We start from the raw sequence: 26,202 nt of genomic DNA, 5'->3' as shown, positions 1-26,202 counted from the left end.
TCCTTGAGCATCCCCCGCCTCGTCGTCGCCGCGCCCTCCTCGGGCGCGGGCAAGACCACCGTCGCCACCGGCCTGATCGCCGCGCTCGCCGCCCGCGGGCTCGCCGTCTCCCCGCACAAGGTCGGCCCGGACTACATCGACCCCGGCTACCACGCGCTGGCCGCCGGGCGACCGGGCCGCAACCTGGACGCCTTCCTGTGCGGGCCGGAGCGGATCGCGCCGCTGTTCCTGCACGGCGCGGCCGGGGCCGACGTCGCCGTCGTCGAGGGCGTCATGGGGCTGTTCGACGGGGCGTCGGGGCGCGGGGAGCTGGCGTCCACCGCGCACGTCGCCAAGCTGCTGCGCGCGCCGGTGGTGCTCGTGGTGGACGGCAGCTCGCAGTCCCGTTCGGTGGCCGCGCTGGTGCACGGCTTCGCCTCCTGGGACCCGGAGGTGCGGCTCGCCGGGGTGATCCTCAACCGGGTCGCCTCCGACCGCCACGAGCACCTGCTGCGCGAGGCCTTGGAGGAGGGCTCCGGCGTGCCCGTGCTGGGCGCGCTGCGCCGCTCCACGGCCGTCGCGACGCCCTCGCGCCACCTCGGGCTGATCCCGGCCGTGGAGCGGTCGGCGGAGGCCCTGAAGGCCGTCGCGGACATGGGCGACCTCGTCGCCGCCTCGGTGGCCCTGGACGCGGTGCTGGCGCTGGCCCGGACCGCACCGGCCCTGGACGCCGAGCCGTGGGACCCGGCGGCCGAGGTCGCGCCGGTCGCCGGCCGGCCCCGGATCGCCGTGGCGGGCGGCGCCGCGTTCTCCTTCTCCTACGCCGAGAACGCCGAACTCCTCGGCGCCGCCGGGGCGGAGGTCGTCCCGTTCGACCCGCTGCACGCCTCCGGGCTGCCCGAGGGCACCGCCGGGCTCGTCATCGGCGGCGGCTTCCCCGAGCTGTACGTCCGGGAGCTGAGCGGGAACGCGGAACTGCGCTCGGCGATCCGGGAGTTCGCCGCCTCCGGCGGTCCGATCGCGGCCGAGTGCGCCGGACTGCTCTACCTGGGGCGGGAGCTGGACGGGAAGCCGATGTGCGGCGTGCTCGACACCACCGCCAGGATGACCGAACGGCTCACCCTCGGCTACCGGGAGGCCGTCGCCCTGCACGACTCCCCGCTCGGCCCGGCCGGCACCCGGCTGCGCGGCCACGAGTTCCACCGCACGGTCTGCGAGCCGGCCAGCGGCGACCACCCCGCCTGGGGGTGGCGCCTGCCCACCGGACCCCGCACCGAGGGCTTCGCCGACGGCAACGTCCACGCGTCGTACCTGCACCTGCACTGGGCCGGCACCCCGGAACTCGCCACGTCCTTCGCGGGCGCGGCGGCGGCCTACGGGGGTTCGCGCTGAACGTCGTCGTCCTCAACGGTGGCTCCAGCTCTGGCAAGTCGAGCATCGCGCGCCACCTCCAGGAGCTGCTGCCGGAGCCGTGGCTGCACCTCGGCACGGACACCCTGGTCGACGCGCTGCCGCCACGGCTGCGCGAGGGCGGCGAGGGGATCGGCGGCATCGGCGGCCCGGACGGCGGGGGCGAGGACGCCGACGGCGTGGTGAGCGTCGGACCGGCGTTCGCGGCGCTCGACGCGGCCTGGACGACCGGGGTCGCGGCGATGGCGCGGGCCGGCGCCCGGATCGTCGTCGACGAGGTGTTCCTCGGCGGCGCGGCCTCGCAGCGGCGGTGGCGGGCGGCGCTGGACGGCCTGGACGTGCTCTGGGTCGGCGTGCGGTGCGACGCCGCCGTCGCGAGCGCCCGGGAGGCGGCGCGCGGCGACCGGGCCGCCGGGATGGCCGCGGCGCAGGCGGAGGCGGTGCACGTGGGTGTGACGTACGACGTGGAAGTGGACACGTCCCGGACGGATGCGGTCGGCTGCGCCCGAATCATCCTCGGCCACCTCCCCGGGTGCGATTGACTGTCCGCCAGGACCGTCCGGAGAGGCTCGCACATGCCCAAGCTGCACACGTACACCACCGAGGTCACCTGGACCGGCAACCGGGGCACCGGCACCGGCGACTACCGCTCCTACGGCCGCGACCACGACGTCGCCGCCGACGGCCGGCCGACCATCCCCGGCTCGTCCGACCCCGCCTTCCGCGGCGACCCGGCCCGCTGGAACCCCGAGCAGCTGCTCCTCGCGTCGATCTCGCAGTGCCACCTGCTCTGGTACCTGCACCTGTGCGCCGTCAACGGCGTCGTCGTGACCTCGTACGTCGACAACCCGGTCGGCACGATGGCCGAGACGCCCGAGGGCGGGCACTTCACCTCGGCGGTGCTGCACCCGCGGATCGAGGTCGCGTCCGAGGGCATGGTCGAGAAGGCGCTCGCCCTGCACGCCGACGCGCACCGGGCCTGCTTCATCGCGAGCTCGGTCAACTTCCCGGTCCGGCACGAGCCGGTGGTGACGGTCGCGCCGTAGTGCCGTGGCCGGACAGGTCCACGGCACTAGCCGTCAGAGGGCCAGGGTCTGCCAGCCCCGGGTGATCTGGTCGTGGACGGCCGCCGGGTCCGGGGCCGCCTGCCGGGCCTCCCGCTGGGCCGCCGCGAGCGCGGCCAGCAGCGCCGCCCCGTCCGCCGGGCGCTGCGCGGGGTCGATGGCCAGGGCGCGGGTCACGACGGCGGCGAGCCCCGGGTCGAGGTCCCGGACCGCCGCCACCGCGGCCCGTTCGGGCCCGGTCTCCACGATCCGGCGGATCACCGCTCCCGTGCTGGTCGCCGCGAACGGGCTCGCGCCGTGCGCCGCGCACACCACGCAGCACGCCCACGCCCACACGTCGGCGGCCGTTCCGACCCGCTCGTCGCCGAACTGCTCCGGCGCCATGTACGTGAGGGTGCCGGGCCCGCCGCCGGTCATGGTGAGCCGGGTGCCGTCCACGATCGCCGCGATGCCGAAGTCGAGCAGGCGCGGACCGGCCGTCGTCAGCATGATGTTCGCCGGCTTGAGGTCCCGGTGCACCAGCCCCAGCCGGTGCACCCCGGACAGCGCCACGGCCAGCGCGAGCGCCAGGGCGCGCAGCGCCTCGGCGGAGCGGATCGGCCCCTGCTCGCGCAGGTGGACGTCGAGCGGGCGGCCGTCCAGCAGCTCCATGGCGAGGTACGGGCGGCCCTGGTCCACGCCCGAGTCGAGCACCCGGGCGGTGTAGGCGCCCGGGACCATCGCCAGCACCTCGGACTCGCGCTGGAAACGGCGCAGGAGCTCGGCGTCGTCGAGGAGTTCGAGGTTGATGGTCTTGAGCGCGACCTGCGTCGCGGAGCCCTGCCGCTGGGCGAGGTACACCGTGCCCATGCCGCCGGAGCCGATCCGGCCTAGGAGCTGGTAGCCGCCGATGACGCGGGGCTCGTGGGAGCTCAGCGGTTGCCCGACGGACGGGACGGGCGGGGCCGGCGGGGTCGGCGGAGTCGCGGGGGCGGGCGGGGCGAACTGCGGGGCCGGGGGAACGTATTGCGTCGGAACGTACCCCTGCTGCGGCGGCACGGTCGCTCCGTACGGGTTCAGCGGCGGTTGCTGTGCCGCACCGGTGCCGACGGGCTTGGGCCGGCGACTCGTGATCACGGCCACGATCTGGAAGACCAGCGCGGCCGGGACCAGGATCACCGGCAGGACGAACACGGCGAGCACGGCACGGAGGACCAGCAGTCCGACGACCCGGAGCTGAGTCCGCCTGGAGCGCCACGCCTGCTGCGGCAGGCCGGTGGCCAGCACGTTGCGCTGGGTCAGGTAGGAGAGCCCCAGCCAGAGCACCAGGCACACGACGAAGACCGTGATGTACCAGGTCCTGGCCAGGTGAACGGCCAGGTGCACCTCGAAGGAGATGTACCGCGCGTTGGCCGTGTCGAACGGCCGCACGAGCAGCCTGTCGCCGAAGACGAACATCGCGGGGGTCACGGCCACCACCCCGGCCGCGGTCAGCACGGTGACGGCGGCATCACCGATGGCCGCCCCGATGCCGCCCGGGGCGCCCGCGCCCGCGTCCTCCCCGAGGGCCGTCAACGCCCTTCGGCGCATTGCCGCCTGAGCGCGCACCAGCAGTGGGAGCGTCGCCAGTCGGATCACCAGCACCGCGCCGAGCAAGGCGAGCAGAGCCACCCAGAAATTGTTCAGCATGCTTCCCCCAGCCTCATCGAGCACAGGGAGTATAGGGGGCCCGGGGCCGGCGTGACCGACGGCGAGGAGGGCAGTCCCGATCCCGGCCCCCAGGCAGCTCGCCCACCCACCGGCCCTCTACGGCCAGCCGGCGGCGAAGGTGCCGTGGAGGGGGTCGGCCTGGTAGCAGGCGGGGCAGCGGAGGCGGGTGTAGATCGCCACGGGGCCCATGCAGACGTCCTCGCGGCCGTCGGCGGGGGAGGCGGAGGCGGCGGGGCGGCCGCATTCCAGGCAGCGGCGGGTGGGGCGTTCGGCGGTGGAGCAGGCGCGGCAGAGCATCCGTTCCGGGGTCTCGGCGTGGACGACGACGGGCTGGGGGCCGCCGGCGCAGAGGTGTTCGCAGAAGGTCCAGGTGTCGTCGGCCTCGGCCGCGAGCATCCGGGCGCGGGCCTCCTGCTGCCAGCGGGCCGCCTGCTGGATCGGGATCGTCACCGGCGGACCCCAGCCGGCGGCCATGAGCCACTCCCTGCCCTCGGCGCCGGCGGCTCGGAGCTGGTCGTCGACGGCGATGTCTCTGGGTGTCCTGTCCTTCATCGGCGTTCTCCTCCGGCACGGTTGTGCCGGGTCTAACGCGACCGGGGATCGGTTGGATACGTCGTCCCGCCCGGGGCGCTACAACCGCTCGACGTCTCCGTGGGCGACGAGCAGCTTCTTCAGCAGCGCGTCCAGCTGGGTGCGTTCGCCCTGGTCGAGGGGGGCGAGGAGGCGCTCCTCGTTCCGGACGTGGCCGAGCAGCAGCGTGTCGACGAGTTCCTTGCCCTCCGGGGTGAGCCGGACCAGGACCGCCCGGCGGTCGCCCGGACAGGGGTGCCGCTCGACGAGGCCCTTCGCGGACAGCCGGTCCACGCGGTTGGTGATCGCGCCCGACGTGACCATCGCGGACTTGAGCAGCGCGCGGGCGTTCAGCTCGTACGGCTCGCCGGCCCGGCGGAGCGTCGCGAGGACGTCGAACTCCGAGGTGTCCAGGCCGTGCTGGGTGAAGTACTCGCGCAGGGCGGAGTCGACGCGGAGGTTGAGGCGGCGCAGCCGGCCGATCAGGGCCATCGGGCCGCTGTCGATCTCGGGGCGGGCCCGGGCCCACTGGTCGACGATGTCGTCCACGGTGTCGCGCTGCTGCACCTGCTCCTGCATGGCCTCCGCCTCCTCCGGCCGCTGTCCGTACCCGTTTATCTTAACCTTCACATACTTGACGTTCACAGATCCTCGGCGCACAATTTATCTCAACGTTCAGATAATCAACGTTGAGGGGAACCCGCCATGGACCGGAACCGCCTGGGAATCGCCGCCACCGCCGCCCTCGCCCCGGCCGCCTGGGGCACGACCTACCTCGTCACCACGCAGCTCCTGCCGGAGGGCCGTCCGCTGCTGCTCGCCGTCGTCCGCGCCCTCCCGGCGGGGCTGCTCCTGCTGCTCATGGGGCGCAGAATGCCCAAGGGGCGCTGGTGGGGGCGCGCGGCCGTGCTCGGGATGCTCAACATCGGGCTGTTCTTCCCGCTCGTCTTCGTCGGCGCGTACCGCCTGCCCGGCGGGGTCGCGGCGACCATCGGGGCGATCCAGCCACTGCTCGTCGCCGGGTTCTCGATCGGCGTGCTCGGCATCCGGCCCGGGCGGCGGACCGTCCTGGCCGGACTGGCCGGGGTCGGCGGCGTCGCGCTCCTCGTCCTCAAGAGCGGCGCACGGCTGGACGGCGTCGGCATCGCCGCGATGGTCGCGGGGATCGGGCTGATGGCGATGGGCACGGTCCTCACCCGCCGGTGGGGCCGTCCCGAGGGCGCCACCATGCTCGACCTGACCGCGTGGCAGCTCCTGGCCGGCTCGGTCTTCCTCGTCCCGCTCGCCGCCGTCGTCGAGGGCGCACCGCCCGCGCTGACCGCCACCAACCTGGCCGGGTTCGCCTACCTCGGGCTGTTCGGCACGGCGCTCGGCTACGTCCTCTGGTTCCGCGGCATCGAGCGCCTGGGGGCCGGCCCGGCGTCCTTCCTCGGCCTGATCAACCCCGTCGTCGCGACGATCGGCGGTCTGGTCGTCCTCGGCCAGACGCTCACCCCGTGGCAGGTCCTGGGCCTGCTGATCGCCCTGGGCGCCCTGGTGGCCGGCCAGTCCCCGGCCCGCACCCCGAAGCCCGCGGCGCCGGCCCCGGCCCCGATCCCGGTCCCGGCCCCGAAGCCCGCGACGACGAACCCGGCCCCCGAAGCGGCACCAGCCGCCCGCTGACGTCCCGTGCCCCCGCCGAGCCCGCTCGGCGGGGGCACGGCGTCGGGGCGGGAGAGGAACGCGTCAGCCGGTGGCGCGGACGTAGATGTCGGCGGCGCCGGGAAGGCCCCCGGGGATGGTGGAGACGTAGATGCGGCGGCCGGTGGTCGTGGTGGGGGCGGCCGAAGCCACCGTCGGAGTGGCCGCGGGGCTCACGGTCACCGTCGCGGTTGCCGTCGCGGTCGCCGTCGGAGTGGGCGGCGGCGGGGTGTCGTCGTCCTCGTCCCTGTCCCCGTCCCCGTCCCCGTCGACGGCCGCGGGCACGAGCGCCGAGTCCGCCGGGGCCATCTCCGTGGTCACCGTCGGGGACGGCCCGGGGAGTTCGGGCGCCGACGGGGACGGCTCGGGGAGTTCGGGCGCCGACGGGGACGGCTCGGGGACTTCCGGGGCCGTCGTGGGTTCGTTGCCGCCGAGGGCCGTGGAGAGGTCGGGCGGGAGCGGGGCGGCGGGGCCCGGGTCGGGCAGGTCGTAGGCGCGCAGGAAGTCGGCGAGGCCGACGTCCTTGCCGCCCGCGACGCGGTAGTGGAGGTACGCGACGGCGGACCCGTCGGGCGCGTGGGTGTAGACGGAGCCGACGGGCACGAAGGCGCGGCCCGCGCCCGGGTGCTGGGACGGGTGGAGGCCGGCCAGGCGTTCGGCGCGGTCGCGGTCGGTCTCGCGGCCGCCGCCGCCCAGGGTGAGGGTGTTGATGCCCCGGACGAGCAGGGCCGCCGCGACGGAGACGAGCAGCACGAGGCTCACGGCGACGGTGCGGCGCAGCACCGGCCGGCCGTGCAGGGCGGGCCAGGAGTCGGTGACCACGCGCTCGGGCGGGATTCCGTCCACCGTTGTCGCTCCCCCGTTCGATCGAGCCGTCACCGTGCTCGACGAGGGACCGCGGCCGAGAGTTCCTCGACGTGCTCCGCCGCCCCCTCGCTCACCCCACGTACGCGGGGGCGACCGCGGCCGTGGTGACCCGCCGGGCGGCGCCGGTGCCGTCGGCCGGGACGGTCCACAGGTCGGCGCCGTAGTCGCCGGGGAGGGCGTAGAGGAGGGTGCCGGTGTCGCTCCAGAGTGCCTGGTCGTCGATGTTGCGCTGCTCGGCGGTGGCGGTCTCGGTCATGGTGGCGAGGTCGAGGACGTAGAGCCGCCACGGCGAGTCGGCGGGCAGGCCGGGCACGCGCTTCTTGTAGGCGACGCGGGTGCCGTCCGGGGAGAGCGAGGGGCACTCGACGTCGTCGTGGAGGGTGGTGAGGGTGCGGGCGGCGAGGTCGCCGCGGACGAGGTGGGTGGTGCCGCCGGAGGCGAGGGTCGCGTAGAAGGTGTTGTCGTCGGCGAAGGTGACGCCCCAGATGTTGACGTCGTGCGCCCGGAACGGCTGCCCGTCCTTGATGACGTCGAAGGTCTCCAGGTTCTCGCGGAGGTTCCCGTCGCGGACGTCGACGATCGAGGTGCGGGTGGAGAAGTCGGTGCCGGCGTAGGAGTCGCCGCTGACGAAGACGGTCCAGGCGGCGAAGTGGCCGGAGGGCGAGACGCGGGCGCGCGTGGGGATGCCGGCGGCCGGGAAGGAGCGCGTCTCCTTGAGGTGGTCGTCGAGGACGACGGCGCGGTAGGTGTCCTCCAGGGCGCCGTGTTCGGCCTGGAGGCAGATGCCGGTGCCGCCGGCCGTGTGGAAGCGCAGGCACTTGACGCCGGAGGCGGTGCGGGGGCCGTCGGCGCGGTCGGCCGGGACGGTGGTGAGCTCGTCGCGGTGCGGGCCCCACGCCATGTTGCGGAACACCAGCCGTCGGCCGTCCGGGGCGGCCTTGAGGGACACCGTCCCGGACGAGACGGCCGGGCCGCCCGCCTGCGGCCGGTCGCGGCGGGCGGTGCGGTCGGAGGCGTGGAGGACGGCGCCAGTGCCGACGGATCCGAGCAGCAGGACGGCGACCAGCAGGATGAGCACCCTGGCCCGGTTCCCGAGGGCCCGGCCCTGGACGGGCCGGTCCGGAACGGGCTCGTCGAGGAGCGGCTGGTTCTGGAGGGGCTGGTTCACGAAGACACCTCACGGGCGGGTTCGCGGAGCACGACGGCCGCGCCGACGACGCACAGGGCGAGCGCGCCCGCCGACCACGCGAGCGCGGTGGAGCCGCCGGTCGCGCTCCACAGCGCGCCGAACAGCAGCGAACAGGCGAACCGGGCGAGCGCCTGCCCGGTGCCGACGAGGGCGAGCCCGGCGCCGCGCTGCTCGGCGGGCACGGTATCGGCCGCGGCGGCCGCGAGGACGCCGTCGGTGGCGGCGTAGAAGGAGCCGTGCAGGACGAGCACGCAGATCACCGCGGGCAGTCCGCGCAGCGGCGAGAGCAGCAGCCCGTACGCGAGGAGCAGCAGCCCGTGCCCCGCGAGGAACAGCGTGCGGCGGCCGATCCGGTCGGCGAGCAGGCCCATGGGCACGGCGAGCAGGAGGAAGGCTGCGGCGGTGCCGAGCGGCAGCAGCGGGAACAGGGTGATGGACAGGTCGAGGCGGCGCTGGACGAGCAGGTAGACGAACGAGTCGCTGACGGTGGTGAGTCCGAGCAGGACGGCGCACACGGTGAGCCGCCGGAGCCCGGGCAGCCGCAGCAGCCGCAGGCCGTCGCGCAGCGAGGGGGCGGCACGTGAGGGCTCGTCGCCGGTGAGCCGGTTCGGCACGAACAGCAGCAGGACCAGCACGCCGAACACCGCGACGCACGCGCTGACGGTGAACACCGCGTCGTAGCCGTGCCGTTCGCCGCCGTCGGCGAGCAGCGGGCCGCCGGCCAGGCGGAGCACCAGGAACGCGGTGAGCGGCCCGAGCAACGCGCCCGCCGTGTCCATCGCGCGGTGCACGCCGAACGCCCGGCCGCGGTGCGCGGGGTCGCTGGCGAGCGAGATCATCGCGTCGCGCGGGGCGGTGCGCAGGCCCTTGCCGGTGCGGTCGACGGCGATGACGGCGCCGATCAGGGGCACGGTGTGGGCGAACAGCAGCAGCGGCTTGCACAGCGCCGACAGGCCGTAGCCGACGGCCGCGACGGCCTTGTGCCGGGGTGCGCCGCCGGCGCCGCGCCGGTCGGCGAGGTGGCCGCCGGCGAGGCGGACGAGCGCGCTGAAGCCGTTCTGGATGCCGTCCAGCAGCCCGAAGCCGAGCGGCGAGAGGCCGAGCCCGGTCAGCAGGTAGAGCGGGAGGACGGCGCTGACCATCTCGGAGGAGATGTCGGTGACCAGGCTGACGGTGCCGAGGGCGATGACGGCCCCGGGCACGGCGCGCAGGGCGGCGCCCCGCCGCCCCGGCGTTTCGGCCGGGGCGGCGGGGGCCTTCGAGCTGCGGGATTCCGCGACGTACACGGGCGTCAGTTCCAGATGCCGGTGATGTCGTTCGCGCTCGCGGAGTTGCCGGCGTGCGCGCTGAGGCCCGCCAGGTCCTCCAGCGTGTGCAGCACGTCGTAGTGGTTGTAGCTGGTGGAGGTGCTGCTGCCGGGGGCGACGTGCGCGCCGTAGACCACGGTGGGGATGCGGTTGCCGGAGAGCTTGTTGTCCTCGTCGAAGGTCATGACGAGCAGGCTGTTGTGGCTCCTGGCCCAGTCCGCGTAGGCGGCGAGGTTGGTCTGGATCCAGGAGTCGCCGGTGCCGACCGAGCAGTCGTGCATGTCGTCGCAGAGGTCCGGGACGACGAACGACACCTTGGGCAGGGTGGTGAAGTCGGCCGGGAACGCGTCCATGCCGTACGCGCTGGAGGTCGGGACGTTGCCGAAGCCGAACCAGGGGTTGTGCTTCTGCGCGTAGTTGTCGACGCGGCAGTCGGTGGCGCCGACGCCGGGGATGCCCTCGTTGTAGCTGGCGAAGGTCTGGCCGGCGTCCAGCAGTTCGGAGGCCAGGTTGGGCGCCTGCATGGTGCCGACGTCGACGCAGCTGTCGTCGGTGACGCCCTGGGAGCTGCCCGAGAACAGCATGTAGTAGTTGGGCTGGCTGGGGTGGGTGAGTGCGTAGGACTGGGTCAGCGTCGCGCCTCCGGCCACGAGGGTGTTGTTGACGTAGGGCGCGTTGGAGCTGCCGACCACCTGCGAGTAGGCGTGGTTCTCCATGACGACGACCACGATGTGGTCCGGCGTCGGCAGGGCGGCGGCGGTGTCGGCCGCGGCGTCGCCGGTCGCGGCCCACAGGCCGAGCGAACCGGCCGAGAGGCCGAGGGCCGCGGCGAGCGCGGTCAGGGTGCGGCGGCGAGGAGTGCCGGGGGTACGGAGTCGTGCGAAGGCCATGGGGGTCCTCCGGGCGTCGAATGTGCTTCGGGCTTGATGGGGGTTGAGCGCCGAAAACAGTAGGATCGCCGCGGTGTCGTGTACCGCACAAGACAAGTGAAGAACAGACGAACAGCTGCCGCCCGCGCGCGGGCCGCCCCACCGACGTCACAGCCGCCGGCGATTGACCCGTTCCGGCCGGGCGTGGTGGGATCACCTGGGCTTTTGGCCGTCGGGGCGGGTCCGGACGGGGCCGGCCCGAAGCCGGGTCAAACCCTGGTCAAGGAGCGAGCTGAGGAGCTGGACGTGATCGGGCTGGTCGCCGTCAACGGGTCGCTGCGGCCACTCGCCGCCGAACTGCACGCCGCCTGGCCGGACAGCAGCAAGGTCTACCGGGCCTCGGCCGGCAACTGCTTCGGCCCGCCCGAGGCGATCACGCTGGCGCTCGTCGAGTGCGAGTACGTGATCTGCTTCGCACCCCTCCCGGGGGCCGCCCGCCTGTTCGACTACGCGGGCCACCTGAGCAGCAAGGACAAGGGCCTCCTCTGCGTGGACCCCCTGCGCCGGTACGTGATCCCGCTGAGCAGCGACCCCGCCACCGCGGAGCTGGCCTGGGAGGTGGCGGCCGTGCTCGGCGTCCAGCCGGTGATCACGGACCGCCGGGACCCGCGCGAGACCGCGCTCGCCGAGCTGGCCCGGCAGGCCGCCCCCGGGACCGGGACCGGCGGCCCGACAGCGGCACCCGCGGAGGAACCCGTCCTGCGGATCCCCGACCCGCGGGACCCGGACGACCCCGACAGCGACCTCGCGGTCCTCCCCCGCACGCTCGTCCTCGGCATCGGCGCGGGCAGCGGCACCGAGGACACCGAGGCGATGCGGCTGCTCATGGACGTCCTGCGGGAGACCGGACTGTCCCGCCAGTCGATCGCCCGCATCGCCACCGTGGCCGGCAAGGGCGACCACCCGGCCGTGAACTGGGCCCGCTGGTGCCTCGGCCGGACACCGGTGGACGAGCACCCGGCGGACGTGCTCGCGACCGTCCCGGTGCCGAACCCCTCCGCCGCGGTCGGCGCCGCGGTCGGCACCGCGAGCGTCGCCGAGGCGGCGGCGCTGGCGAGCGCGCCCGGCGGCGAACTCGTCGTCGCCAAGCGGAAGTCGGCGCACGCGACGATCGCGATCGCGCGGACGGCGCTGCGCGGACGGCTGACGCTGGTCGGCCTCGGCCCCGGGCCGCACGACCTGCTCGTGCCGCGCGCCCTGGAGGCGCTGCGGAGCGTCTCGGCCGTGGTCGGCCCGCCGGACGCGGTCACGGCGGCCGCCGGACTGCTGCGCCCGGCCACCCGGCGGATCGCGACGGACGACAGCGCCGGGGCCGCCGCCACCCTGGCCTCGCACGGCCACGACGTCGCCCTCGTGGCCCTCGGCGACGGCGCCGCGCTGAGCGTGCCGCCCGGCGCGTACGACGTCCTGCGCGTCCCCGGTCTGCCCCTCGACGTCCGGGACGCGCCCCGGGAACAGCACCAAGGAGACCCCGCGTGACCCGAGCCGAACCCGACCTCCGCCACCACGGCGACGCCGAGGTGCGCGCCGACGGGCTCGGCCTGGTCGACCTCGCCGTCAACGTCCGCACCGGTACGCCCCCGCCCTGGCTGCGCGAGCGCCTCGCCGCCACGCTCGGCGAACTGGCCGCCTATCCGGACCAGACGGCCGCGCGCGCGGCCGTCGCCGCGCGGCACGGACGGCCGGTGGACGAGGTGCTGCTCACCTCGGGCGCCGCCGAGGCATTCGTCCTGCTGGCGCGCGTGCTGACGCCACGTCACATCACCGTCGTGCACCCGCAGTTCACCGAGCCGGAGGCGGCACTGCGCGACGCCGGGCACGCCGTGCACCGGGCGCTCCTGTCGCCCTCGGACGGCTTCCAGCTCACCGCGGGCGCCGTCCCGGAGGAGGCCGACCTGGTCGTCCTCGGCAACCCGACCAACCCGACCTCCGTCCTGCACCCCGCCGACGCCGTGGCCGCGCTGGCCCGCCCCGGGCGCACCCTGGTGGTGGACGAGGCGTTCATGGACACCGTGCCCGGCGAGCGCGAATCCCTCGCCGCCGCCCGGGACCTGCCCGGCCGGGTGGTCGTGCTGCGCAGCCTCACCAAGACCTGGGGCCTGGCCGGGCTGCGGATCGGCTACGTGCTCGGGCCCGCGCCGCTGATCGCGGAGCTCGGCGCCGCGCAGCCGCTCTGGCCGGTCTCCACCCCGGCGCTGGCCGCGGCCGAGGCGTGCAGCACGCCGGCGGCACTGGCCGAGGCGGAGGAGGCCGCCGCCGAACTCGCCCTGTGGCGCGCGAACCTGCTGAAGGGCCTGGCCGGTTTCCCCTCCGTCCGGGTGCACGGGGAACCGGCCGCGTCGTTCGTCCTGGTCCGGCTGCCGGGCGCGGCCGCCGTGCGGGAGCGGCTGCGGGCGCGCGGCTTCGCCGTCCGCCGCGGGGACACCTTCCCGGGCCTCGGCGAGGAGTGGCTGCGGATCGCCGTCCGGGACGAGCCGACGACCGCGCGCTTCCTGGACGCGCTGGCGGCCGTGCTGGACGAGGCCTGACCGGGCCCGTCCTCAGCGCAGCGTGACGACGTCCCCCACCGCGATCGGCCCCGGCGCCAGCACCTGCGCGTACACGCCCGCGCAGGGCAGCTCCGGCATGCCCTCCAGCGGCACCAGGCGGTTCTCCGCGGCGAGCACCCGCAGGGCGTCCGCGCTGCGCGGCAGCGGTCCGTGCCGCAGCGTCGGCACGGCGCAGCGCGGGGTGGGCACCAGGACGCGCAGGCGCAGGCTCGGCCCGATGCCCAGTTCCCGCCCCACCCAGCCGTTCTCGACGTAGCCGGTGCCGCCGGTCCGGATCACGGCGTTCGGCCGGTAGCGCTCGGCCTGCGCACCCGCGGCGCCGAGCGTCGAGGTGGTCAGGAGGTGCAGCGGCGCGAAGTCGAAGAACGTCCCGTCCGGCGCGGCCCGGCCCAGTTCGTTGACGGTGAAGGCGACGTCCTCCCCGATCCCGCGGGCCAGCACCTCCTCCGGCACGGCCCGCTCGATCGTCGCCCCGGGCGGGCGTTCGGCGATCAGCTCCACCTTGCGGCCGAGCGCCTCCGACAGCGCTGCCTCGTCCACGCCCCGGCCGTCCGGGCCGGTGATCGCCACCGTGCCGTCCGCCGCCGTCCCGGCCGTGAAGCCGAGCAGGCCGGCCCAGAGCCGCGGGTGCTTGGCGCTGGCGATCCGGCCCGTCCCGATGTCGCGCAGGGCGCGGACCCGGTCGCCCGCGAGGCCGCGCCCGGTGACGTCCGCGCGCGGCAACTCCTCCCCCAGCAGCGACTTCACCGGGTACCGGCGCAGGCGCTCGACCGTCCCGACGACCGTCCCTCCGGCGTCCCCGCTCACTGCCCGGCCTCCACCCGCTCGCCGTCCTCCGCCCACTCCCGGAGCGCCGCGAAGTGCAGCTCCCCGAGCCCCGCCCTGGGGTCGACCCAGAGCGGCAGGGCCGGACCCGGGTGGTGGGCGGCGATCCACTCGATGTCCTGCGGCCCGAGCTCGTCGTCCAGCCAGACGAAGGGGCGGCCGGCCGCCCAGGCGACGAGGTCCCGGGTCTTCCAGTGCAGGCCGTCCGGGTCCTCGCGGAAGACCTCCGTCCAGCGGATGTACGGGAGCTCGGGCAGGCCGATGCGGGGGCCTATGAAGGTGTTCGCCTCGTCCATCCAGGTGGTCGCCCACACCAGTTCGTACGGCAGGGCCAGCAGCTCCGGCCCGTGCAGCGGGTTGAGCCACACCCGCAGCGGCTCGACCTGCTCGCCCGGCCCCGGCCGGCGGCGCGCCACCCAGGAATCGGGCAGGACGTGGTGGGTGTCGTAGCCGTCGGGGCGCTGCTCCCCGGGGGCTGCGTAGGGGTTCAGGGGCCCGTCGACGTCGATGAGCAGAAGGGGCGTCATACCTGTTCATCCTGACCGTCCCCGGCCGGGTTGACTACCGGGTTTCCGGCCCCGGGGTGCTAGCGTCGCGGCGGCCCGGAAGAACCTGCCCGGGCCTCCACACGACAGAGCGTAAGGTCGGCAGACTCCGTTGATTTCCATACCGAGAGCGGCACAGCGCCCGCTCGCCCCGCGCGGCAGACGGGCCCTCGGCGCCGCCGTGGCCACCGTACTGGCCGGCGCGGCCTTCGGGTTCGTCCCGGCGGCCGCCGCCGCGCCCGCGCAGGGCTCGCTGCAGGATCAGTTCCGGGCGGCGGCGGCCGAGTTCCGGGTGCCGGAGGGCGTGCTGCTCGCGCTGTCCTACCAGGAGACCCGCTGGGACTCCCACCGGGGCGCGCCGAGCACGACCGGCAACTACAACGTCATGGGCCTGACCCAGGTCGACGTCGCCGCGGTCCGCGCGGCGCTGGCCGCCGGGCCGGGGCCCGACACGGCCGACGGCCGCGGCGACGACCTCCCGCCGCGGCCGGTCTCCGGCACGCCCACCGCGCCGCCCGTCGAGGACGGCCCGGAGCTGCACACGCTCGACGCGGCGGCGGCGCTGATCCACCGTCCGGCGGACGACCTCAAGCGGGACGCCGCGCAGAGCGTCCGCGGGGGTGCGGCGCTGCTGGCCGAGTACCAGCAGGAGTCCCTGAAGCAGAGCGGCCGGGCCGCCTCGGCGGACCCGAGCGCCTGGTACCAGGCGGTGGCCCGGTTCAGCCGGTCCGGGGACGCGGGCGCGGCGAACCCGTTCGCCGACCGGGTCTTCGACACGCTGCGCAAGGGCGTCTCCCGGCAGACCGCCGAGGGCGAGACCGTCACCCTCGCGCCGGTCCCGGTCCCGAGCGTCCCGTCCACGGCGGCCCGGGCCGCCGCGCCGGCCCCGCGCACGGCCACCCGCGCCGCGTTCGTCACGACGGCGGCCGACACCGCGCCGGCGGGCACCGCCCCGGCCACCACGGCCACCCCCGCCGCGGCGGCGGCCGACGGCAGCGTCGAGTGCCCGGCCTCGCTCGGCTGCGACTTCCAGCCCGCCGCGTACGCGCTCACCAACCCGAACGACCCGACGTCCTACGGCAACTACACCAAGGCCAACCGCCCGGACGACGGCGACCGGATCCAGTACATCGTCATCCACGACACCGAGGGCGGCTTCGCCGGCTCGATCTCGGCGTTCCAGAACCCGAGCAACCAGGCCAGCGCCCACTACATGGTGCGTTCCTCGGACGGTCACGTCACCCAGCTGGTCAACACGAACAACGTGGCCTGGCACGCGGGCAACAAGACCGTCAACATGCACAGCATCGGCGTCGAGCACGAGGGCTACGCCTTCCCGACCGACCGCCCGACCTGGTACTCCGAGCAGCTCTACCAGTCCTCGGCCGCGCTGGTCGGCTACCTGGCGACCCGTTTCGGCATCCCGCTGGACCGCCAGCACGTCATCGGCCACGACGACGTCCCCGGCCCGCTCCAGGCGAACGTGGCCGGGATGCACTGGGACCCGGGCACGTTCTGGGACTGGTCGCACTACATGGACCTGCTCGGCGCCCCGCTCAAGGCGGGCATCGGCGGCCTGCCGGCGGTCGGCGGCAAGGTCACCATCACCCCGGCCTTCGACGCCACCAACCAGCCCCCGGTGACCGGCACCGCCGACCGCCCGGAGAACTTCGTCTACCTGCGCACGGGCCCGGACCCGAGCGCCCCGCTGATCAACGGCGGCTCCACCAGGGCCGCCGACTGGAGCGACAAGGCCGTCACCGGCGCCTCCTACGTCGTCGCCGACCTGAGCGGCGACTGGACGGCCATCTGGTACGACGGCCAGAAGGCCTGGTTCTACAACCCCGGCGGCCAGAGCGCGACCGCCGACACCCGGCCCGGCCAGACCCTGCTGACCCCGAAGTCCGGCGCCGCCTCCATCCCGGTGTACGGGCGCAGCTACCCCGAGGCCTCCGCGTACCTCCCGTACCCCGCGATCACCGCGCAGGCCGTCACCCCGCTGAACGCCGCCGTGCCGGCCGGGCAGTCCTACGTCGCGGCGAGCGCGGCCCCGGTGCAGTCCGACTTCTACTACGGGCAGAACATCGACGGCAGCGCCCCCAACGACCGTACGCTGGTAGTCGGTTGCGACACCTACTACCCGATCCGCTACAACCACCGGCTGGCCTTCCTGAAGGCCTCCGACGTCGCGGGCGCCCCGGTCGCCGGGCCGTGCACCCAGGCGCCCACCCCGAGCGCGGGCGTGCTGCGCGGGGCGGGCTCCGGCCGCTGCCTGGACGTCCCGTTCGCGAGCCAGGCCAACGGCACGCAGCCCGACATCTGGGACTGCAACGGCGGCGGCAACCAGCAGTGGACCTACACCCCCGCCGGCCAGCTGACCGTCTACGGCGGCACCAAGTGCCTCGACGCCTACAACAACCAGACGGCACCGGGCACGGCCATCGACATCTACGACTGCAACGGCGGCGCGAACCAGCAGTGGCGTCGCAACGCCGACGGCACCGTGACCGGCCTCCAGTCCGGCCTGTGCATCGACATCACGCAGGCCGCCACCGCCAACGGCTCCGGCATCGCCCTGTGGACCTGCTCCGGCGCGGCCAACCAGCAGTGGCTCCGCACCGGCGCGCTGCTCGGCACCGCTTCCGGCCGCTGCCTGGACCTCCCGTTCGCGAGCCAGGCCAACGGCACCCAGCCCGACATCTGGGACTGCAACGGCGGCGGCAACCAGCAGTGGACCCACACCCCCGCCGGCCAGCTGACCGTCTACGGCGGCACCAAGTGCCTCGACGCCTACAACAACCAGACGGCACCGGGCACCAAGATCGACATCTATGACTGCAACGGCGGCGCCAACCAGCTGTGGCGGCTCAACGCCGACGGCACGGTCGTCGGCGTCCAGTCCGGTCTGTGCATCGACGTGACGCAGGCGGCCACCGCCAACGGCTCCGCGCTCTCGCTGTGGACGTGCTCAGGCGCGGCCAACCAGAAGTGGACCCTGGTCTGACCCCCGACCGGTAGGCACCGGAAACGGCCGCAGGCCCTTCCCCGTGGCGGGGAAGGGCCTGCGGCCGTACGTTCGCGGTGCGGAGGATCAGACCTGGCCGGCCTTCTCCAGGGCCTCGCAGCAGGTGTTGATCAGCAGGCGGGTGACGACGTAGGGGTCGACGTTCGCGTTCGGGCGGCGGTCCTCGATGTAGCCCTTCTGCTCCACCTCGACCTGCCACGGGATGCGGACGGAGGCACCGCGGTTGGAGACGCCGTAGCTGTAGACGTTCCACGGGGCGGTCTCGTGCTTGCCGGTCAGGCGGGACTCGATGTCGGCGCCGTACTGGGTGACGTGCTCCAGCACCTTCTCCTGGGAGGTGCCGAGCGACTCGCAGGCGGTGATGATGGCGTCGTAGCCCTCGCGCATCGCCTTGGTGGAGAAGTTGGTGTGGGCGCCCGCGCCGTTCCAGTCGCCACGGGCCGGCTTGGCGTCCAGGGTGGCGTCGATGCCGAACTCCTCGGCGGTGCGGTACAGCAGGTAGCGGGCGATCCACAGGTCGTCCGAGACGGTCAGGGCGTCGACCGGGCCGATCTGGAACTCCCACTGGCCGGGCATGACCTCGGCGTTGATGCCGCAGATCGCCAGGCCGGCGTCCATGCAGCGGTCCAGGTGCAGCTCGACGATCTCGCGGCCGAAGACCTCCTCGGCGCCGACACCGCAGTAGTAGCCGCCCTGCGGGGCCGGGTAGCCGCCCTCCGGGAAGCCGAGCGGGCGGGAGCCCTTGAAGAAGGTGTACTCCTGCTCGATGCCGAAGATCGACTCCTGCGCGGAGTACTTCTCGGCGACCTCGCGCAGCAGGGCACGGGTGTTGGAGTCGTGCGCCGCACCGTTGGTCTCCAGGACCTCGCACAGGACCAGGATGTTGTCACCACCGCGGATCGGGTCCTTGACGACCTTCACCGGCTCCAGCACGCGGTCGGACGCGTGGCCCTCGGCCTGGTTGGTCGACGAGCCGTCGAAGCCCCAGGTCGGGATCTTGTCGGCGTTGGGCAGGACGCGAGTCTTGGAACGGAGCTTCGCGGTCGGCTTGGTGCCGTCGATCCAGATGTACTCGGCCTTGATTGCCACGGCTGGTCCCTCGCATTGCTGGGTGGTGGGTGCCCGCGTAGCGTCGCAAGCCGCCGTTTCCCGGTTGTTCCTCTCATGTAACGCGCATGTGAACCAACCGTCCGCGTTGACACGGTCACGGTGCGGGAGTGCCGGGGGTGACACTCCCGCTTCCTCCCGTGCCCCGGGGCGGTCCGTCAGTGGTGACGGGCGTGCGCGGCGCGGCGGCGCCGGGTGGCCCAGAGGGCGGCGGCTCCGCCCGCCACGAGCGCCGCGGCCCCGGCGGCGAGCGGGCCGGTGGCGCTGCTGCCACCGGTCTCGGCCAGGCCCGCGGCCGGGCGCGCGGACGCGGCGTGCGCGGCGCCGGCGCCCGTCGTGGTGTCGGCCACCGGCTGGGCGGTGGGCACGCCGGTGGGCGCGTCCGTGGTGGGCGCCGGGGTCGGGGTGGCCGTGGCCGGGCCGGTCGGCGGGACCGGCTTCTCGCAGCTCACCGAGGCGACGGTGATCTTCCCGGTGACCTTGGCGACGTTCAGGTTCAGCGGGTTCACCGCCACCTGCACCTCCAGCGCGGAGGCGGCGGCCGTGGTCGAGGTGGTGGTGCGCTTGGAGAACTCCACCGAGACGCTGCCCACCAGCGGCACGTCCACCGTGGTCGGCGCGTACAGGCCGACGGTGACCGGCTTGCCGAGCACGGTGAGCTTCGCGGGCGCGACGACGTTCGCGGTCGGCTGCCCGTCGACCGGACACGTCACCTCGGCGCTCATCGCCTCCAGGCCGAGCAGCGCGGTGGCCGGCAGGCCGGGGGCGTGCACGTCGGCGTTGACCAGCCGGACGGAGGCGGCGGTGCCCTTGGCGTCGGAGCGCGTCACGGACTTCCCGACGTCGGCCTTGACGAGCGTGACCGGGCCCTGCTGGTCGACACCGTCGACCTTGGCGGTCAGCACGGAGCCTTCGCGCTGCGCGGGCGTCTCCACCTTGTTCAGCGCTATGTCCACGGGCACGTCCACCGCCTTGTTCAGCAGGCTGACGTCCAGCGCGAGCTCGGCGGTGACGGCGCGCGCTGTGCCCGGGGATCCGGGCGCCGGCGCCGGTGTCGGCCCGGCCGCCCGGGCGGGCGGGACGGTGAGCAGTGCGCACGCCACCGTGGCAGCGGCAACAGAAACGATTCGTCGGGAAGACATGGCGGTACCCCCACAGCGGTGGAACGATGAGCCGCCAGTCTTCTCAAACGATCCGTCACACGAGTCACACGGAACGTCATTTCACTCGTTGGAGTGAGGTTGGCGTTCCGCCGTGACCCGGAACTGCTAGGGCAGGCGCCAGTCCACCGGCTGCGCCCCCTGGCGCGCCAGGAGGTCGTTGGCCCGGCTGAACGGCCGCGAGCCGAAGAAGCCGCCGTTCGCCGAGTACGGGCTCGGGTGCGCCGACTCGATCGCCGGGACCTCCCCGAGCAGCGGCCGCAGGTTCCGGGCGTCCCGGCCCCACAGGATCGCCACCAGCGGGCCGCCGCGTGCCACCAGCGCCTTTATCGCCTGCTCGGTGACCTCCTCCCAGCCCTTGCCGCGGTGCGCGGCGGGCTTGCGCGGCGCCGTCGTCAGCGCGCGGTTGAGCAGCAGGACGCCCTGCTGCGTCCACGGGGTGAGGTCGCCGTTGGACGGCTGCGGGAGGCCGAGGTCCGTCCCGTACTCCTGGAAGATGTTGATCAGGCTGGCCGGGATCGGCCGCACCTCGGGCCCGACCGAGAAGCTCAGCCCGACGGCGTGCCCGGGGGTCGGGTACGGGTCCTGCCCGACGATCAGCACCCGCACGTCGGCGAAGGGCTGCTGGAAGGCGCGCAGCACGTTCGGCCCGGAGGGCAGGTAGGTGCGGCCTGCGGCCAGTTCGGCGCGCAGGAAGTCGCCCATCGCGGCGACCTGCCCGGCGACGGGTGCCAGGGCGGTCGCCCAGCCGGGCTCGACGATCTCGTGAAGTGGACGCGGTGCCATGGTCGCCACCCTATCGGCCTACGCCGACAGCGCGTTCAGCGGATGATCTTGAGAACCGTCATCCCACCGGACGGCCGCGCAGCACCACCGTGCGGGGTGCGGCCAGCACCCGGACGTCGGCCCGCGGGTCCTCGTCGTAGACCACGAGGTCCGCCGGGGCGCCCTCCTCCAGGCCCGGACGCCCGAGCCACTCGCGCGCACCCCAACTCGCCGCCGACAGCGCCTCGTTCGGGCTCAGTCCGGCCTTGACGAGCTCGGCGACCTCCTCCGCCACCAGGCCGTGCGCGAGCGAGCCGCCCGCGTCCGTCCCGACGAAGACCGGGATCCCGGCGTCGTGCGCGGCGCCGACGGTGTCGTAGCGGCGCTCGTGCAGGCGGCGCATGTGCGCGGCCCAGGCCGGGAACTTGCCCTCGCCGCCGGCCGCCAGCGCGGGGAAGGTCGCGATGTTGACGAGCGTCGGGACGATCGCCACCCCGCGCTCGGCGAAGGCCGGGATCAGTTCCTCGGTCAGCCCGGTGGCGTGCTCGACGCAGTCGATGCCGGCCGCGAGGAGGTCCGGCAGCGACTCGGCCGCGAAGCAGTGCGCCGTCACCCGCGCGCCCTCCTCGTGCGCCGCCGCGATCGCCTCGGCCAGCGCGTCGCCGGGCCAGCAGGCGGTGAGGTCGCCGTGCTCGCGGTCGATCCAGTCGCCGACCAGCTTGACCCAGCCGTCGCCGCGCCGGGCCTCGGCCCGGACGTAGGCGGCGAGGTCGCCCGGCTCGATCTCGTGCGCGTAGTTGCGGATGTAGCGGCGGGTGCGGGCGATGTGCCGCCCGGCCCGGATGATCCGCGGCAGGTCCTCGCGCTCGTCGATCCAGCGGGTGTCGGCGGCCGAGCCGGCGTCGCGGATCAGCAGGGTGCCGGCGTCGCGGTCGGTGAGCGCCTGCTTCTCGCTGGTCTCGGCGTCCACCGCGCCGTGCGCGTCCAGGCCGACGTGGCAGTGCGCGTCGACCAGGCCGGGCAGCGCCCAGCCGGTGACGGTCCGGACGTCCCCGGCGCCGGGCGGGCGGGTGAAGCTCACCCGGCCGTCCACCACCCAGAGTTCGTCCCGGACGTCCTCCGGACCGACCAGCACCCGACCCCGGACGTGCAGCACCGCGCCATCGCTCATGGCCCGCACTCTACCGACGGGCGGGTTCCGTGCGAGCGGCGAGAATGCGGCAGACTCGTTCCCGTCCCAACCACCCGTGCGCGAAAGGCACCAGCTGTGAGTGTGTTCCTCGACGACCTCCCCCCGCTCAGCGCCGCCGGGTTCGCGGCGATCGAGGACCAGGTGGCCGCGCTGCTGCACACCTCCGCGGACGTGATCGTCACCCAGGGCGAGGCGCTGCTGCCCCTGGAGGCCGCGATCCGCGGCGCCGCGCACCCGGGCTCGACCGCGCTCAACATCGTCACCGGCCCGTACGGCCAGACCTTCGGGAACTGGCTGCGCTCGTGCGGCGCCGAGGTCGTCGACCTGGCGGTCCCCTTCCACAGCGCGGTGAGCGCGCGGCAGGTCGCCGACGCGCTGGCCGCGAACCCGGCGATCGACTTCGTCTCGCTGGTCCACGCCGAGGCCGCCACCGGCAACACCAACCCGGTCGCCGAGATCGCCGCCGTGGTGCGCGAGCACGGCGCGCTGCTGATGCTCGACGCGGTGGCCTCGGTGGCCGCCGAGCCGCTGCTCACCGACGCGTGGGGCGTCGACCTGTGCGTCATCGGCGGCCAGAAGGCGATGGGCGGCCCGGCCGGCGTCTCCGCGGTGTCCGTCTCCGGGCGCGCCTGGGAGCGGATCGCCGCCAATCCGGCCGCCCCGCGCCGCTCGTACCTGTCCCTGCTGGACTGGAAGGAGCGCTGGACGGACGCCGGGCGGGCCGTACTGCCGCACGCCCCGGCCCAGTTGGAGATGCTGGCGCTCGGCGCCTGCCTCGACCGCATCGCCGCCGACGGCCTGCCGGCGGTCATCGCCCGCCACCGCGCCGCCTCGGCCGCGACCCGGGCCGGCGTCCGCGCGCTGGGCACGCTCACCCCGTACGTCACGGAGGACGCGCACGCCGCGCCGGTCGCGACCACCCTGCGCACCGCCCCGGGCGTGCACGCCGGCGAGCTCGCCGCGGCCCTCGACCCGTCGCTCCCCGTCCAGCCGGGCGGCGGCGCGCTGGCGGCGGAGATGCTCCGGGTCAACCACTACGGCCGGGCGGCCTCGCCGGACACCGTCCGCGCGTGCCTCACCGCCCTGGCCGCCGCGACCGGCGCGGACGCCGAGCCGGCCCTGGCGGCCGCCGACGCCGCCTGGGCCGCGACCGTCGAAGGCTGAGCGCACAAGCGGAGAGCGGCCCCCGGGACTCCTCGGGGGCCGCTCTCCGTTCCGGCGGTCAGTGCCCGCCCGCGTCCACCACCTCGACGCCCCGGATGTTCCGCTCGATCTCCTCCCGCGGCAGCGCGACCGCGAGGGCCCAGTAGTAGACCACCAGGGAGAAGACCACCACGACCCCGATGTCCCACCAGAGCGGCAGGTTCCCCTGGGCGCCCACGCCGAAGGTCCCCTGCCACGAGACGATCCCCATCCCGACCAGGTAGACCGGCAGCCACTGCCCGGCCTTGAAGTCCATCCGCGGCGCGTTCGGCATGCCCTTCGAGGCGGCGTACGCGGAGTACCCGCCGAGCAGCGCGTACCCGATCAGGATCGCCAGGCCCAGCCGCCACAGGGTGTCCCAGCCGGACCAGTAGATGACCAGGCTCGCCACCGCGAAGGCCAGCGGCGAGATCACCGAGCCGGCCGGCAGGTGGTACGAGCGCTCCAGCCCCGGCAGCCGCTTGCGCAGCACGCCGAAGGCCAGCGGCGCCCCCGCGTACATCAGCACGACGGCGGAGGTGATGAACCCGACCAGCCGCTGCCAGCTCGGGAAGGGCAGGAAGCACAGCACGCCGGCCACCCAGGCGATGACCAGGCCGAGCCAGGGCACCGAGCGCTTGTCGGTGTACTGGAGGGCCTGCGGCGCGTAGCCGTTGCGACTGAGGCCGTAGGTGACCCGCGAGCTGGAGGTGATGTAGACCAGCCCGGTGCCGGCCGGCGAGATCACCGCGTCGATGAACAGGATGGTGGCGAGCCAGCCGAGCCCGATCAGCGTGGCGAGGCCCGCGAACGGCCCGCTGATGCCGGGGTAGTCGAGCTTGCCCCAGCCCCCGGCGAAGGTCTCCGGCGGCAGGGCGCCGATGAACACCACCTGGAGCATGACGTAGACGATCGTGCCGACCACGACCGAGCCGAGCACGGCCCTCGGGATGTCCCGCCGGGGGTTGCGGCTCTCGCCCGCCCACTGGATGGCCTGCTCGAAGCCGAGCAGCGCGAAGATCACCCCGCTGGTGCTGATGGCCGCGAGCACGCCCTTGGCGCCGTCCGGCGCGAAGCCGTGGACGTTGAAGTTGGAACCGTGGAACTCGGTGATCCCGAGGGCGAAGATGGCCAGGATCGGGACCGCGACCTTCCACACGGTGGCCACGCTGTTGGTGTGCGCGAGCAGCCGGACCCCGAGGAAGTTGACGGCGACGAAGACGCCCAGCAGCACGGCCGCGACGACGAACCCGCTGCCCGTCAGCGTGAGGTCCTTGTTCAGGAAGCCGTCCGCCCAGGTCCAGTGCCGGGCGTAGTTGATCATCGCCTGGACCTCGATGGGCGCGATCGTCGCGGCCTGCAGCCACGTGAACCACCCGAACGACATCCCCGCGAACCCGCCGAACGCGTAGTGCGGGTAGCGCGCCGTCCCGCCCGCCACCGGGAAGAGCCCGCCCAGCTCGGCGTGGATCAGCGCCAGGAGGATGATCGCCACCGCGCCGATCCCCCAGGACAGCAGGGCGGCCGGCCCGGCCGCCACCGCCGCCTTCTGCGCCCCGAACAGCCAGCCGGACCCGATGATCGCGCCGACCGAGGCCCAGAGCAGCCCGACCATCCCGACTTCTCGCTTGAGCCCGGTATGCCCTGACCCAGCCGGAGCCGTCGTCCTGGAATGAGCCATACCCGGCCACCTCTCGCCTATCGGGACAAATCCACCCCGACAGTGCCGCAGCCCCGCCACTTCTCCCCCGCCAAAACGCGCCCGGGACCACCCCCTCACCCGAACGGCCGGAGCGCGGATCCCTCAGCCGGGCGGCGGAACCGGCCGACGGTGTCGGCCGGCGCCTTTCCGAAGCAGCGCCACGGGGGTGTCCTCCTGCGCCTCGATCAGCTCACCGTTCCGCCGCATGATCAGCGGATACGCCTCCGAGAAGTCGGCCGCGACGGCCACCGGCCGCCAGGCACGCCCGTCCCACTCGACCACGAGCCGCTGGAGGTCTTGGAACGGATGCAGCTCCTGGCGATCCTCGGGGATGAGCACCAGAGCATCCCGGGTCCCTGGAGGCCGGTCCCGATCAGCTCGGTCGGCATACCACTCGGAGAGCGGTTCATCGTCGGGAAAGATCACGTTCCGATCCTCCTGCTCGGCATCGGTCCGAGGTTAGCCCGTCCGCTACTTCGGTTCCTGGTTCAGCACCGACAACCGCTGAGCGAATCGAAGCCGCAACGCAGGCGCCTCCGCCGACTGCTTGGTCACCCACTCCACCAGCGCCGAACGCAGCTGCGCCGAGAGGTCCAGGAAGTCCCGTCCACCGAGGTCCGGCGGCAGCGCGGCACGCAGTTGCTCGGATTCCTCACCGAGCTCCAGCAGTTTCTTCAAGGCCCAGTGCACGGTGAGGAGTTGCACGCCGAGAGTGATGTGCAGGCTGTGTTCGTTCTCGGTGCTCTGCCCCGCGTGGACCCATCCCCGGGGGATGAACAACACGTGCCCGGCCCGTAGGGTGACTTCGAAGTCCGGGCTGTCGCGCTCGAATCGCCGTTTGTCCGCCGGGTCGAACCCGATCTTCGACCAGTTGTGGTGTTCGAGCGGGTTGACGAACACCGGCTTGAACATTCGCCAGTGCTTCGCACCCTCGGCCTGCGCGATGAAGACGTGATGACAGTCCCAGTGCCAGCCGAAACCCCTGGCCCCGCCGGCCGGTGTCAGATAAACGTTCCCGGTGACCGGGTGGCCGAGCTGGGTCGACAGGGCCTTGCAGAACGTCACCAGCGGCGGCCACGAGCGGTGGAGCCCATTAAGGACCAAGGTGTCGGTGGGGTGATCGGCATCCGCGCGTTCTGCGGTCAGAACGCCATCACGGACCATCCCGAAACCCCCGGCCGCAGGTCCGGATCGGCCAGGATCTCGCGGGCCGCCTCGCGACTGGCGAGGCGTTGCAGGTCTACGGCGTCCCTGTCGTACACCATCGGCGTGTCCGGCCACGCCCTACGGAAGGCCTCCGGATCGGCGACGAGGCGGTGCAGCGAGGTCGTCATGGTGCAGTTCTCCTTGACTCGGCGTGGGATGCGGCGGGCGCCCCCCGGGGGGGGGGCGGCCGCCCCCCAAAAAAATGCGCGGCCTCGCGACAAGGGGGCCGTGTTCGGGGGGGCGGAACCCCGCCCTTTGTT

The 26,202-nt window shown here is 74.1% G+C and carries 25 protein-coding genes; 8 read left to right on the top strand and 17 right to left on the bottom strand.

What is annotated here, in order from left to right; translation table 11 throughout:
* Positions 1 to 3: 3 nt before the first annotated feature.
* Genes ACFV4G_RS29905 through ACFV4G_RS29895 form a run of 3 tightly spaced genes read left to right on the top strand, consistent with a single transcriptional unit; the run spans position 4 to position 2,435 of the window.
* Entirely contained in the window at positions 4 to 1,371 is a 1,368-nt protein-coding gene (locus tag ACFV4G_RS29905) for a cobyrinate a,c-diamide synthase (protein ID WP_380445235.1), read from the top strand.
* Positions 1,368 to 1,931 (top strand): chloramphenicol phosphotransferase CPT, encoded by a 564-nt coding sequence (gene cpt / locus ACFV4G_RS29900; RefSeq protein ID WP_380445244.1) that lies wholly within the window; start codon positions 1,368 to 1,370, stop codon positions 1,929 to 1,931. The genes ACFV4G_RS29905 and cpt overlap by 4 nt, the downstream gene beginning before the upstream one ends.
* Before the next feature lie 33 nt (positions 1,932 to 1,964).
* Positions 1,965 to 2,435, top strand: coding sequence for an OsmC family protein (locus ACFV4G_RS29895; RefSeq protein ID WP_380445234.1), 471 nt, complete (start codon positions 1,965 to 1,967; stop codon positions 2,433 to 2,435).
* A 33-nt stretch (positions 2,436 to 2,468) separates the two neighbouring features.
* Here ACFV4G_RS29895 and ACFV4G_RS29890 read toward each other — a convergent pair whose 3' ends face one another.
* The 3 genes from ACFV4G_RS29890 to ACFV4G_RS29880 form a co-directional block, all read right to left on the bottom strand.
* Positions 2,469 to 4,121, bottom strand: a complete 1,653-nt coding sequence (locus tag ACFV4G_RS29890) for a serine/threonine-protein kinase (protein ID WP_380445233.1) — start codon at positions 4,119 to 4,121, stop codon at positions 2,469 to 2,471.
* A gap of 117 nt (positions 4,122 to 4,238) precedes the next feature.
* A complete protein-coding gene (locus tag ACFV4G_RS29885) occupies positions 4,239 to 4,694 on the bottom strand; it encodes a hypothetical protein (RefSeq protein ID WP_380445232.1) in 456 nt (151 codons plus the stop codon).
* A gap of 78 nt (positions 4,695 to 4,772) precedes the next feature.
* The gene (locus tag ACFV4G_RS29880) at positions 4,773 to 5,342 is read right to left on the bottom strand and encodes a MarR family winged helix-turn-helix transcriptional regulator (protein WP_380445231.1); all 570 of its coding nucleotides are present in this window, start codon (positions 5,340 to 5,342) and stop codon (positions 4,773 to 4,775) included.
* 75 nt (positions 5,343 to 5,417) lie between these two features.
* Between ACFV4G_RS29880 and ACFV4G_RS29875 the strand changes: the two genes are divergently transcribed.
* Positions 5,418 to 6,374 carry an EamA family transporter gene (locus tag ACFV4G_RS29875; RefSeq protein ID WP_380445230.1) on the top strand — a complete coding sequence of 319 codons (957 nt, stop codon included), beginning with the start codon at positions 5,418 to 5,420 and terminating at the stop codon, positions 6,372 to 6,374.
* Positions 6,375 to 6,437: 63 nt separating this feature from the next.
* Here the strand turns inward: ACFV4G_RS29875 and ACFV4G_RS29870 are convergent, their stop codons facing one another.
* From ACFV4G_RS29870 to ACFV4G_RS29855, 4 genes are all read right to left on the bottom strand, one after another.
* Positions 6,438 to 7,238: a hypothetical protein gene (locus ACFV4G_RS29870; RefSeq protein ID WP_380445229.1), complete on the bottom strand. Its 801-nt coding sequence runs from the start codon at positions 7,236 to 7,238 to the stop codon at positions 6,438 to 6,440.
* Positions 7,239 to 7,329: 91 nt separating this feature from the next.
* Entirely contained in the window at positions 7,330 to 8,337 is a 1,008-nt protein-coding gene (locus tag ACFV4G_RS29865; protein WP_380445243.1) for a TolB family protein, read from the bottom strand.
* Positions 8,338 to 8,423: 86 nt separating this feature from the next.
* Positions 8,424 to 9,734 (bottom strand): MFS transporter, encoded by a 1,311-nt coding sequence (locus tag ACFV4G_RS29860; protein WP_380445228.1) that lies wholly within the window; start codon positions 9,732 to 9,734, stop codon positions 8,424 to 8,426.
* Between the two features lie 5 nt (positions 9,735 to 9,739).
* Positions 9,740 to 10,645, bottom strand: coding sequence for an alkaline phosphatase family protein (locus ACFV4G_RS29855; protein WP_380445227.1), 906 nt, complete (start codon positions 10,643 to 10,645; stop codon positions 9,740 to 9,742).
* A gap of 285 nt (positions 10,646 to 10,930) precedes the next feature.
* Here ACFV4G_RS29855 and ACFV4G_RS29850 point away from each other — a divergent pair, with 285 nt between their 5' ends.
* Both ACFV4G_RS29850 and cobC read left to right on the top strand, forming a co-directional pair.
* Positions 10,931 to 12,163: a cobalamin biosynthesis protein gene (locus tag ACFV4G_RS29850; protein WP_380445226.1), complete on the top strand. Its 1,233-nt coding sequence runs from the start codon at positions 10,931 to 10,933 to the stop codon at positions 12,161 to 12,163.
* On the top strand, positions 12,160 to 13,212 hold the full coding sequence (gene cobC, locus ACFV4G_RS29845) for an Rv2231c family pyridoxal phosphate-dependent protein CobC (protein ID WP_380445225.1): 1,053 nt from the start codon (positions 12,160 to 12,162) through the stop codon (positions 13,210 to 13,212). Before ACFV4G_RS29850 ends, cobC begins: the two co-directional genes overlap by 4 nt.
* 12 nt (positions 13,213 to 13,224) lie before the next feature.
* On the opposite strand, the gene ACFV4G_RS29840 is transcribed toward cobC, so the two are convergent.
* Together ACFV4G_RS29840 and ACFV4G_RS29835 are read right to left on the bottom strand one after the other, a co-directional pair.
* Positions 13,225 to 14,040, bottom strand: coding sequence for an MOSC domain-containing protein (locus ACFV4G_RS29840; RefSeq protein ID WP_380445224.1), 816 nt, complete (start codon positions 14,038 to 14,040; stop codon positions 13,225 to 13,227).
* Positions 14,037 to 14,585 carry a hypothetical protein gene (locus tag ACFV4G_RS29835; protein ID WP_380445223.1) on the bottom strand — a complete coding sequence of 183 codons (549 nt, stop codon included), beginning with the start codon at positions 14,583 to 14,585 and terminating at the stop codon, positions 14,037 to 14,039. The genes ACFV4G_RS29840 and ACFV4G_RS29835 overlap by 4 nt, the downstream gene beginning before the upstream one ends.
* A 199-nt stretch (positions 14,586 to 14,784) precedes the next feature.
* Between ACFV4G_RS29835 and ACFV4G_RS29830 the strand changes: the two genes are divergently transcribed.
* The gene (locus ACFV4G_RS29830; protein WP_380445222.1) at positions 14,785 to 17,607 is read left to right on the top strand and encodes a ricin-type beta-trefoil lectin domain protein; all 2,823 of its coding nucleotides are present in this window, start codon (positions 14,785 to 14,787) and stop codon (positions 17,605 to 17,607) included.
* Positions 17,608 to 17,694: 87 nt separating this feature from the next.
* Here the strand turns inward: ACFV4G_RS29830 and glnII are convergent, their stop codons facing one another.
* The 4 genes from glnII to ACFV4G_RS29810 all read right to left on the bottom strand — a co-directional run bounded on the left by glnII (position 17,695) and on the right by ACFV4G_RS29810 (position 21,831).
* On the bottom strand, positions 17,695 to 18,717 hold the full coding sequence (glnII, locus tag ACFV4G_RS29825) for a glutamine synthetase GlnII (RefSeq protein WP_380445221.1): 1,023 nt from the start codon (positions 18,715 to 18,717) through the stop codon (positions 17,695 to 17,697).
* A 176-nt stretch (positions 18,718 to 18,893) separates the two neighbouring features.
* A complete protein-coding gene (locus ACFV4G_RS29820; protein ID WP_380445220.1) occupies positions 18,894 to 19,877 on the bottom strand; it encodes an SCO1860 family LAETG-anchored protein in 984 nt (327 codons plus the stop codon).
* A 126-nt stretch (positions 19,878 to 20,003) separates the two neighbouring features.
* Positions 20,004 to 20,681, bottom strand: coding sequence for a uracil-DNA glycosylase (locus ACFV4G_RS29815; RefSeq protein WP_380445219.1), 678 nt, complete (start codon positions 20,679 to 20,681; stop codon positions 20,004 to 20,006).
* Between the two features lie 58 nt (positions 20,682 to 20,739).
* Entirely contained in the window at positions 20,740 to 21,831 is a 1,092-nt protein-coding gene (locus tag ACFV4G_RS29810) for an amidohydrolase family protein (RefSeq protein WP_380445218.1), read from the bottom strand.
* A 96-nt stretch (positions 21,832 to 21,927) separates the two neighbouring features.
* On the opposite strand from ACFV4G_RS29810, the gene ACFV4G_RS29805 reads away from it, so the two are divergent.
* Positions 21,928 to 23,016 carry a pyridoxal-phosphate-dependent aminotransferase family protein gene (locus ACFV4G_RS29805; protein WP_380445217.1) on the top strand — a complete coding sequence of 363 codons (1,089 nt, stop codon included), beginning with the start codon at positions 21,928 to 21,930 and terminating at the stop codon, positions 23,014 to 23,016.
* A gap of 58 nt (positions 23,017 to 23,074) precedes the next feature.
* Here the strand turns inward: ACFV4G_RS29805 and ACFV4G_RS29800 are convergent, their stop codons facing one another.
* From ACFV4G_RS29800 to ACFV4G_RS29785, 4 genes are all read right to left on the bottom strand, one after another.
* On the bottom strand, positions 23,075 to 24,649 hold the full coding sequence (locus ACFV4G_RS29800; protein WP_380445216.1) for an APC family permease: 1,575 nt from the start codon (positions 24,647 to 24,649) through the stop codon (positions 23,075 to 23,077).
* A 189-nt stretch (positions 24,650 to 24,838) separates the two neighbouring features.
* The gene (locus ACFV4G_RS29795; RefSeq protein ID WP_380445215.1) at positions 24,839 to 25,162 is read right to left on the bottom strand and encodes a DUF6087 family protein; all 324 of its coding nucleotides are present in this window, start codon (positions 25,160 to 25,162) and stop codon (positions 24,839 to 24,841) included.
* Positions 25,163 to 25,207: 45 nt separating this feature from the next.
* The gene (locus tag ACFV4G_RS29790; RefSeq protein ID WP_380445214.1) at positions 25,208 to 25,900 is read right to left on the bottom strand and encodes a JmjC domain-containing protein; all 693 of its coding nucleotides are present in this window, start codon (positions 25,898 to 25,900) and stop codon (positions 25,208 to 25,210) included.
* Positions 25,879 to 26,070, bottom strand: coding sequence for a hypothetical protein (locus ACFV4G_RS29785; RefSeq protein ID WP_380445213.1), 192 nt, complete (start codon positions 26,068 to 26,070; stop codon positions 25,879 to 25,881). Before ACFV4G_RS29785 ends, ACFV4G_RS29790 begins: the two co-directional genes overlap by 22 nt.
* Positions 26,071 to 26,202: the final 132 nt, after the last annotated feature.

The organism is Kitasatospora sp. NPDC059747, from assembly GCF_042732955.1.
In the GTDB taxonomy this organism is placed as follows: domain Bacteria; phylum Actinomycetota; class Actinomycetes; order Streptomycetales; family Streptomycetaceae; genus Kitasatospora.
The sequence above is the reverse complement of the archived record's forward strand: the minus strand, read 5'-3'. Positions and strand labels throughout refer to the sequence as shown.

What these genes read in the sequence shown, in the direction of transcription:
- ACFV4G_RS29790 (WP_380445214.1), bottom strand. Translation starts at nt 25,900, where the DNA reads ATGGTCCGTGATGGCGTTCTGACCGCAGAACGCGCGGATGCCGATCAC.
- ACFV4G_RS29815 (WP_380445219.1), bottom strand. Translation starts at nt 20,681, where the DNA reads ATGGCACCGCGTCCACTTCACGAGATCGTCGAGCCCGGCTGGGCGACC.
- ACFV4G_RS29820 (WP_380445220.1), bottom strand. Translation starts at nt 19,877, where the DNA reads ATGTCTTCCCGACGAATCGTTTCTGTTGCCGCTGCCACGGTGGCGTGC.
- ACFV4G_RS29810 (WP_380445218.1), bottom strand. Translation starts at nt 21,831, where the DNA reads ATGAGCGATGGCGCGGTGCTGCACGTCCGGGGTCGGGTGCTGGTCGGT.
- ACFV4G_RS29890 (WP_380445233.1), bottom strand. Translation starts at nt 4,121, where the DNA reads ATGCTGAACAATTTCTGGGTGGCTCTGCTCGCCTTGCTCGGCGCGGTG.
- ACFV4G_RS29895 (WP_380445234.1), top strand. Translation starts at nt 1,965, where the DNA reads ATGCCCAAGCTGCACACGTACACCACCGAGGTCACCTGGACCGGCAAC.
- ACFV4G_RS29785 (WP_380445213.1), bottom strand. Translation starts at nt 26,070, where the DNA reads ATGACGACCTCGCTGCACCGCCTCGTCGCCGATCCGGAGGCCTTCCGT.
- ACFV4G_RS29875 (WP_380445230.1), top strand. Translation starts at nt 5,418, where the DNA reads ATGGACCGGAACCGCCTGGGAATCGCCGCCACCGCCGCCCTCGCCCCG.
- ACFV4G_RS29885 (WP_380445232.1), bottom strand. Translation starts at nt 4,694, where the DNA reads ATGAAGGACAGGACACCCAGAGACATCGCCGTCGACGACCAGCTCCGA.
- ACFV4G_RS29800 (WP_380445216.1), bottom strand. Translation starts at nt 24,649, where the DNA reads ATGGTCGGGCTGCTCTGGGCCTCGGTCGGCGCGATCATCGGGTCCGGC.
- ACFV4G_RS29835 (WP_380445223.1), bottom strand. Translation starts at nt 14,585, where the DNA reads ATGACGCCCCTTCTGCTCATCGACGTCGACGGGCCCCTGAACCCCTAC.
- ACFV4G_RS29855 (WP_380445227.1), bottom strand. Translation starts at nt 10,645, where the DNA reads ATGGCCTTCGCACGACTCCGTACCCCCGGCACTCCTCGCCGCCGCACC.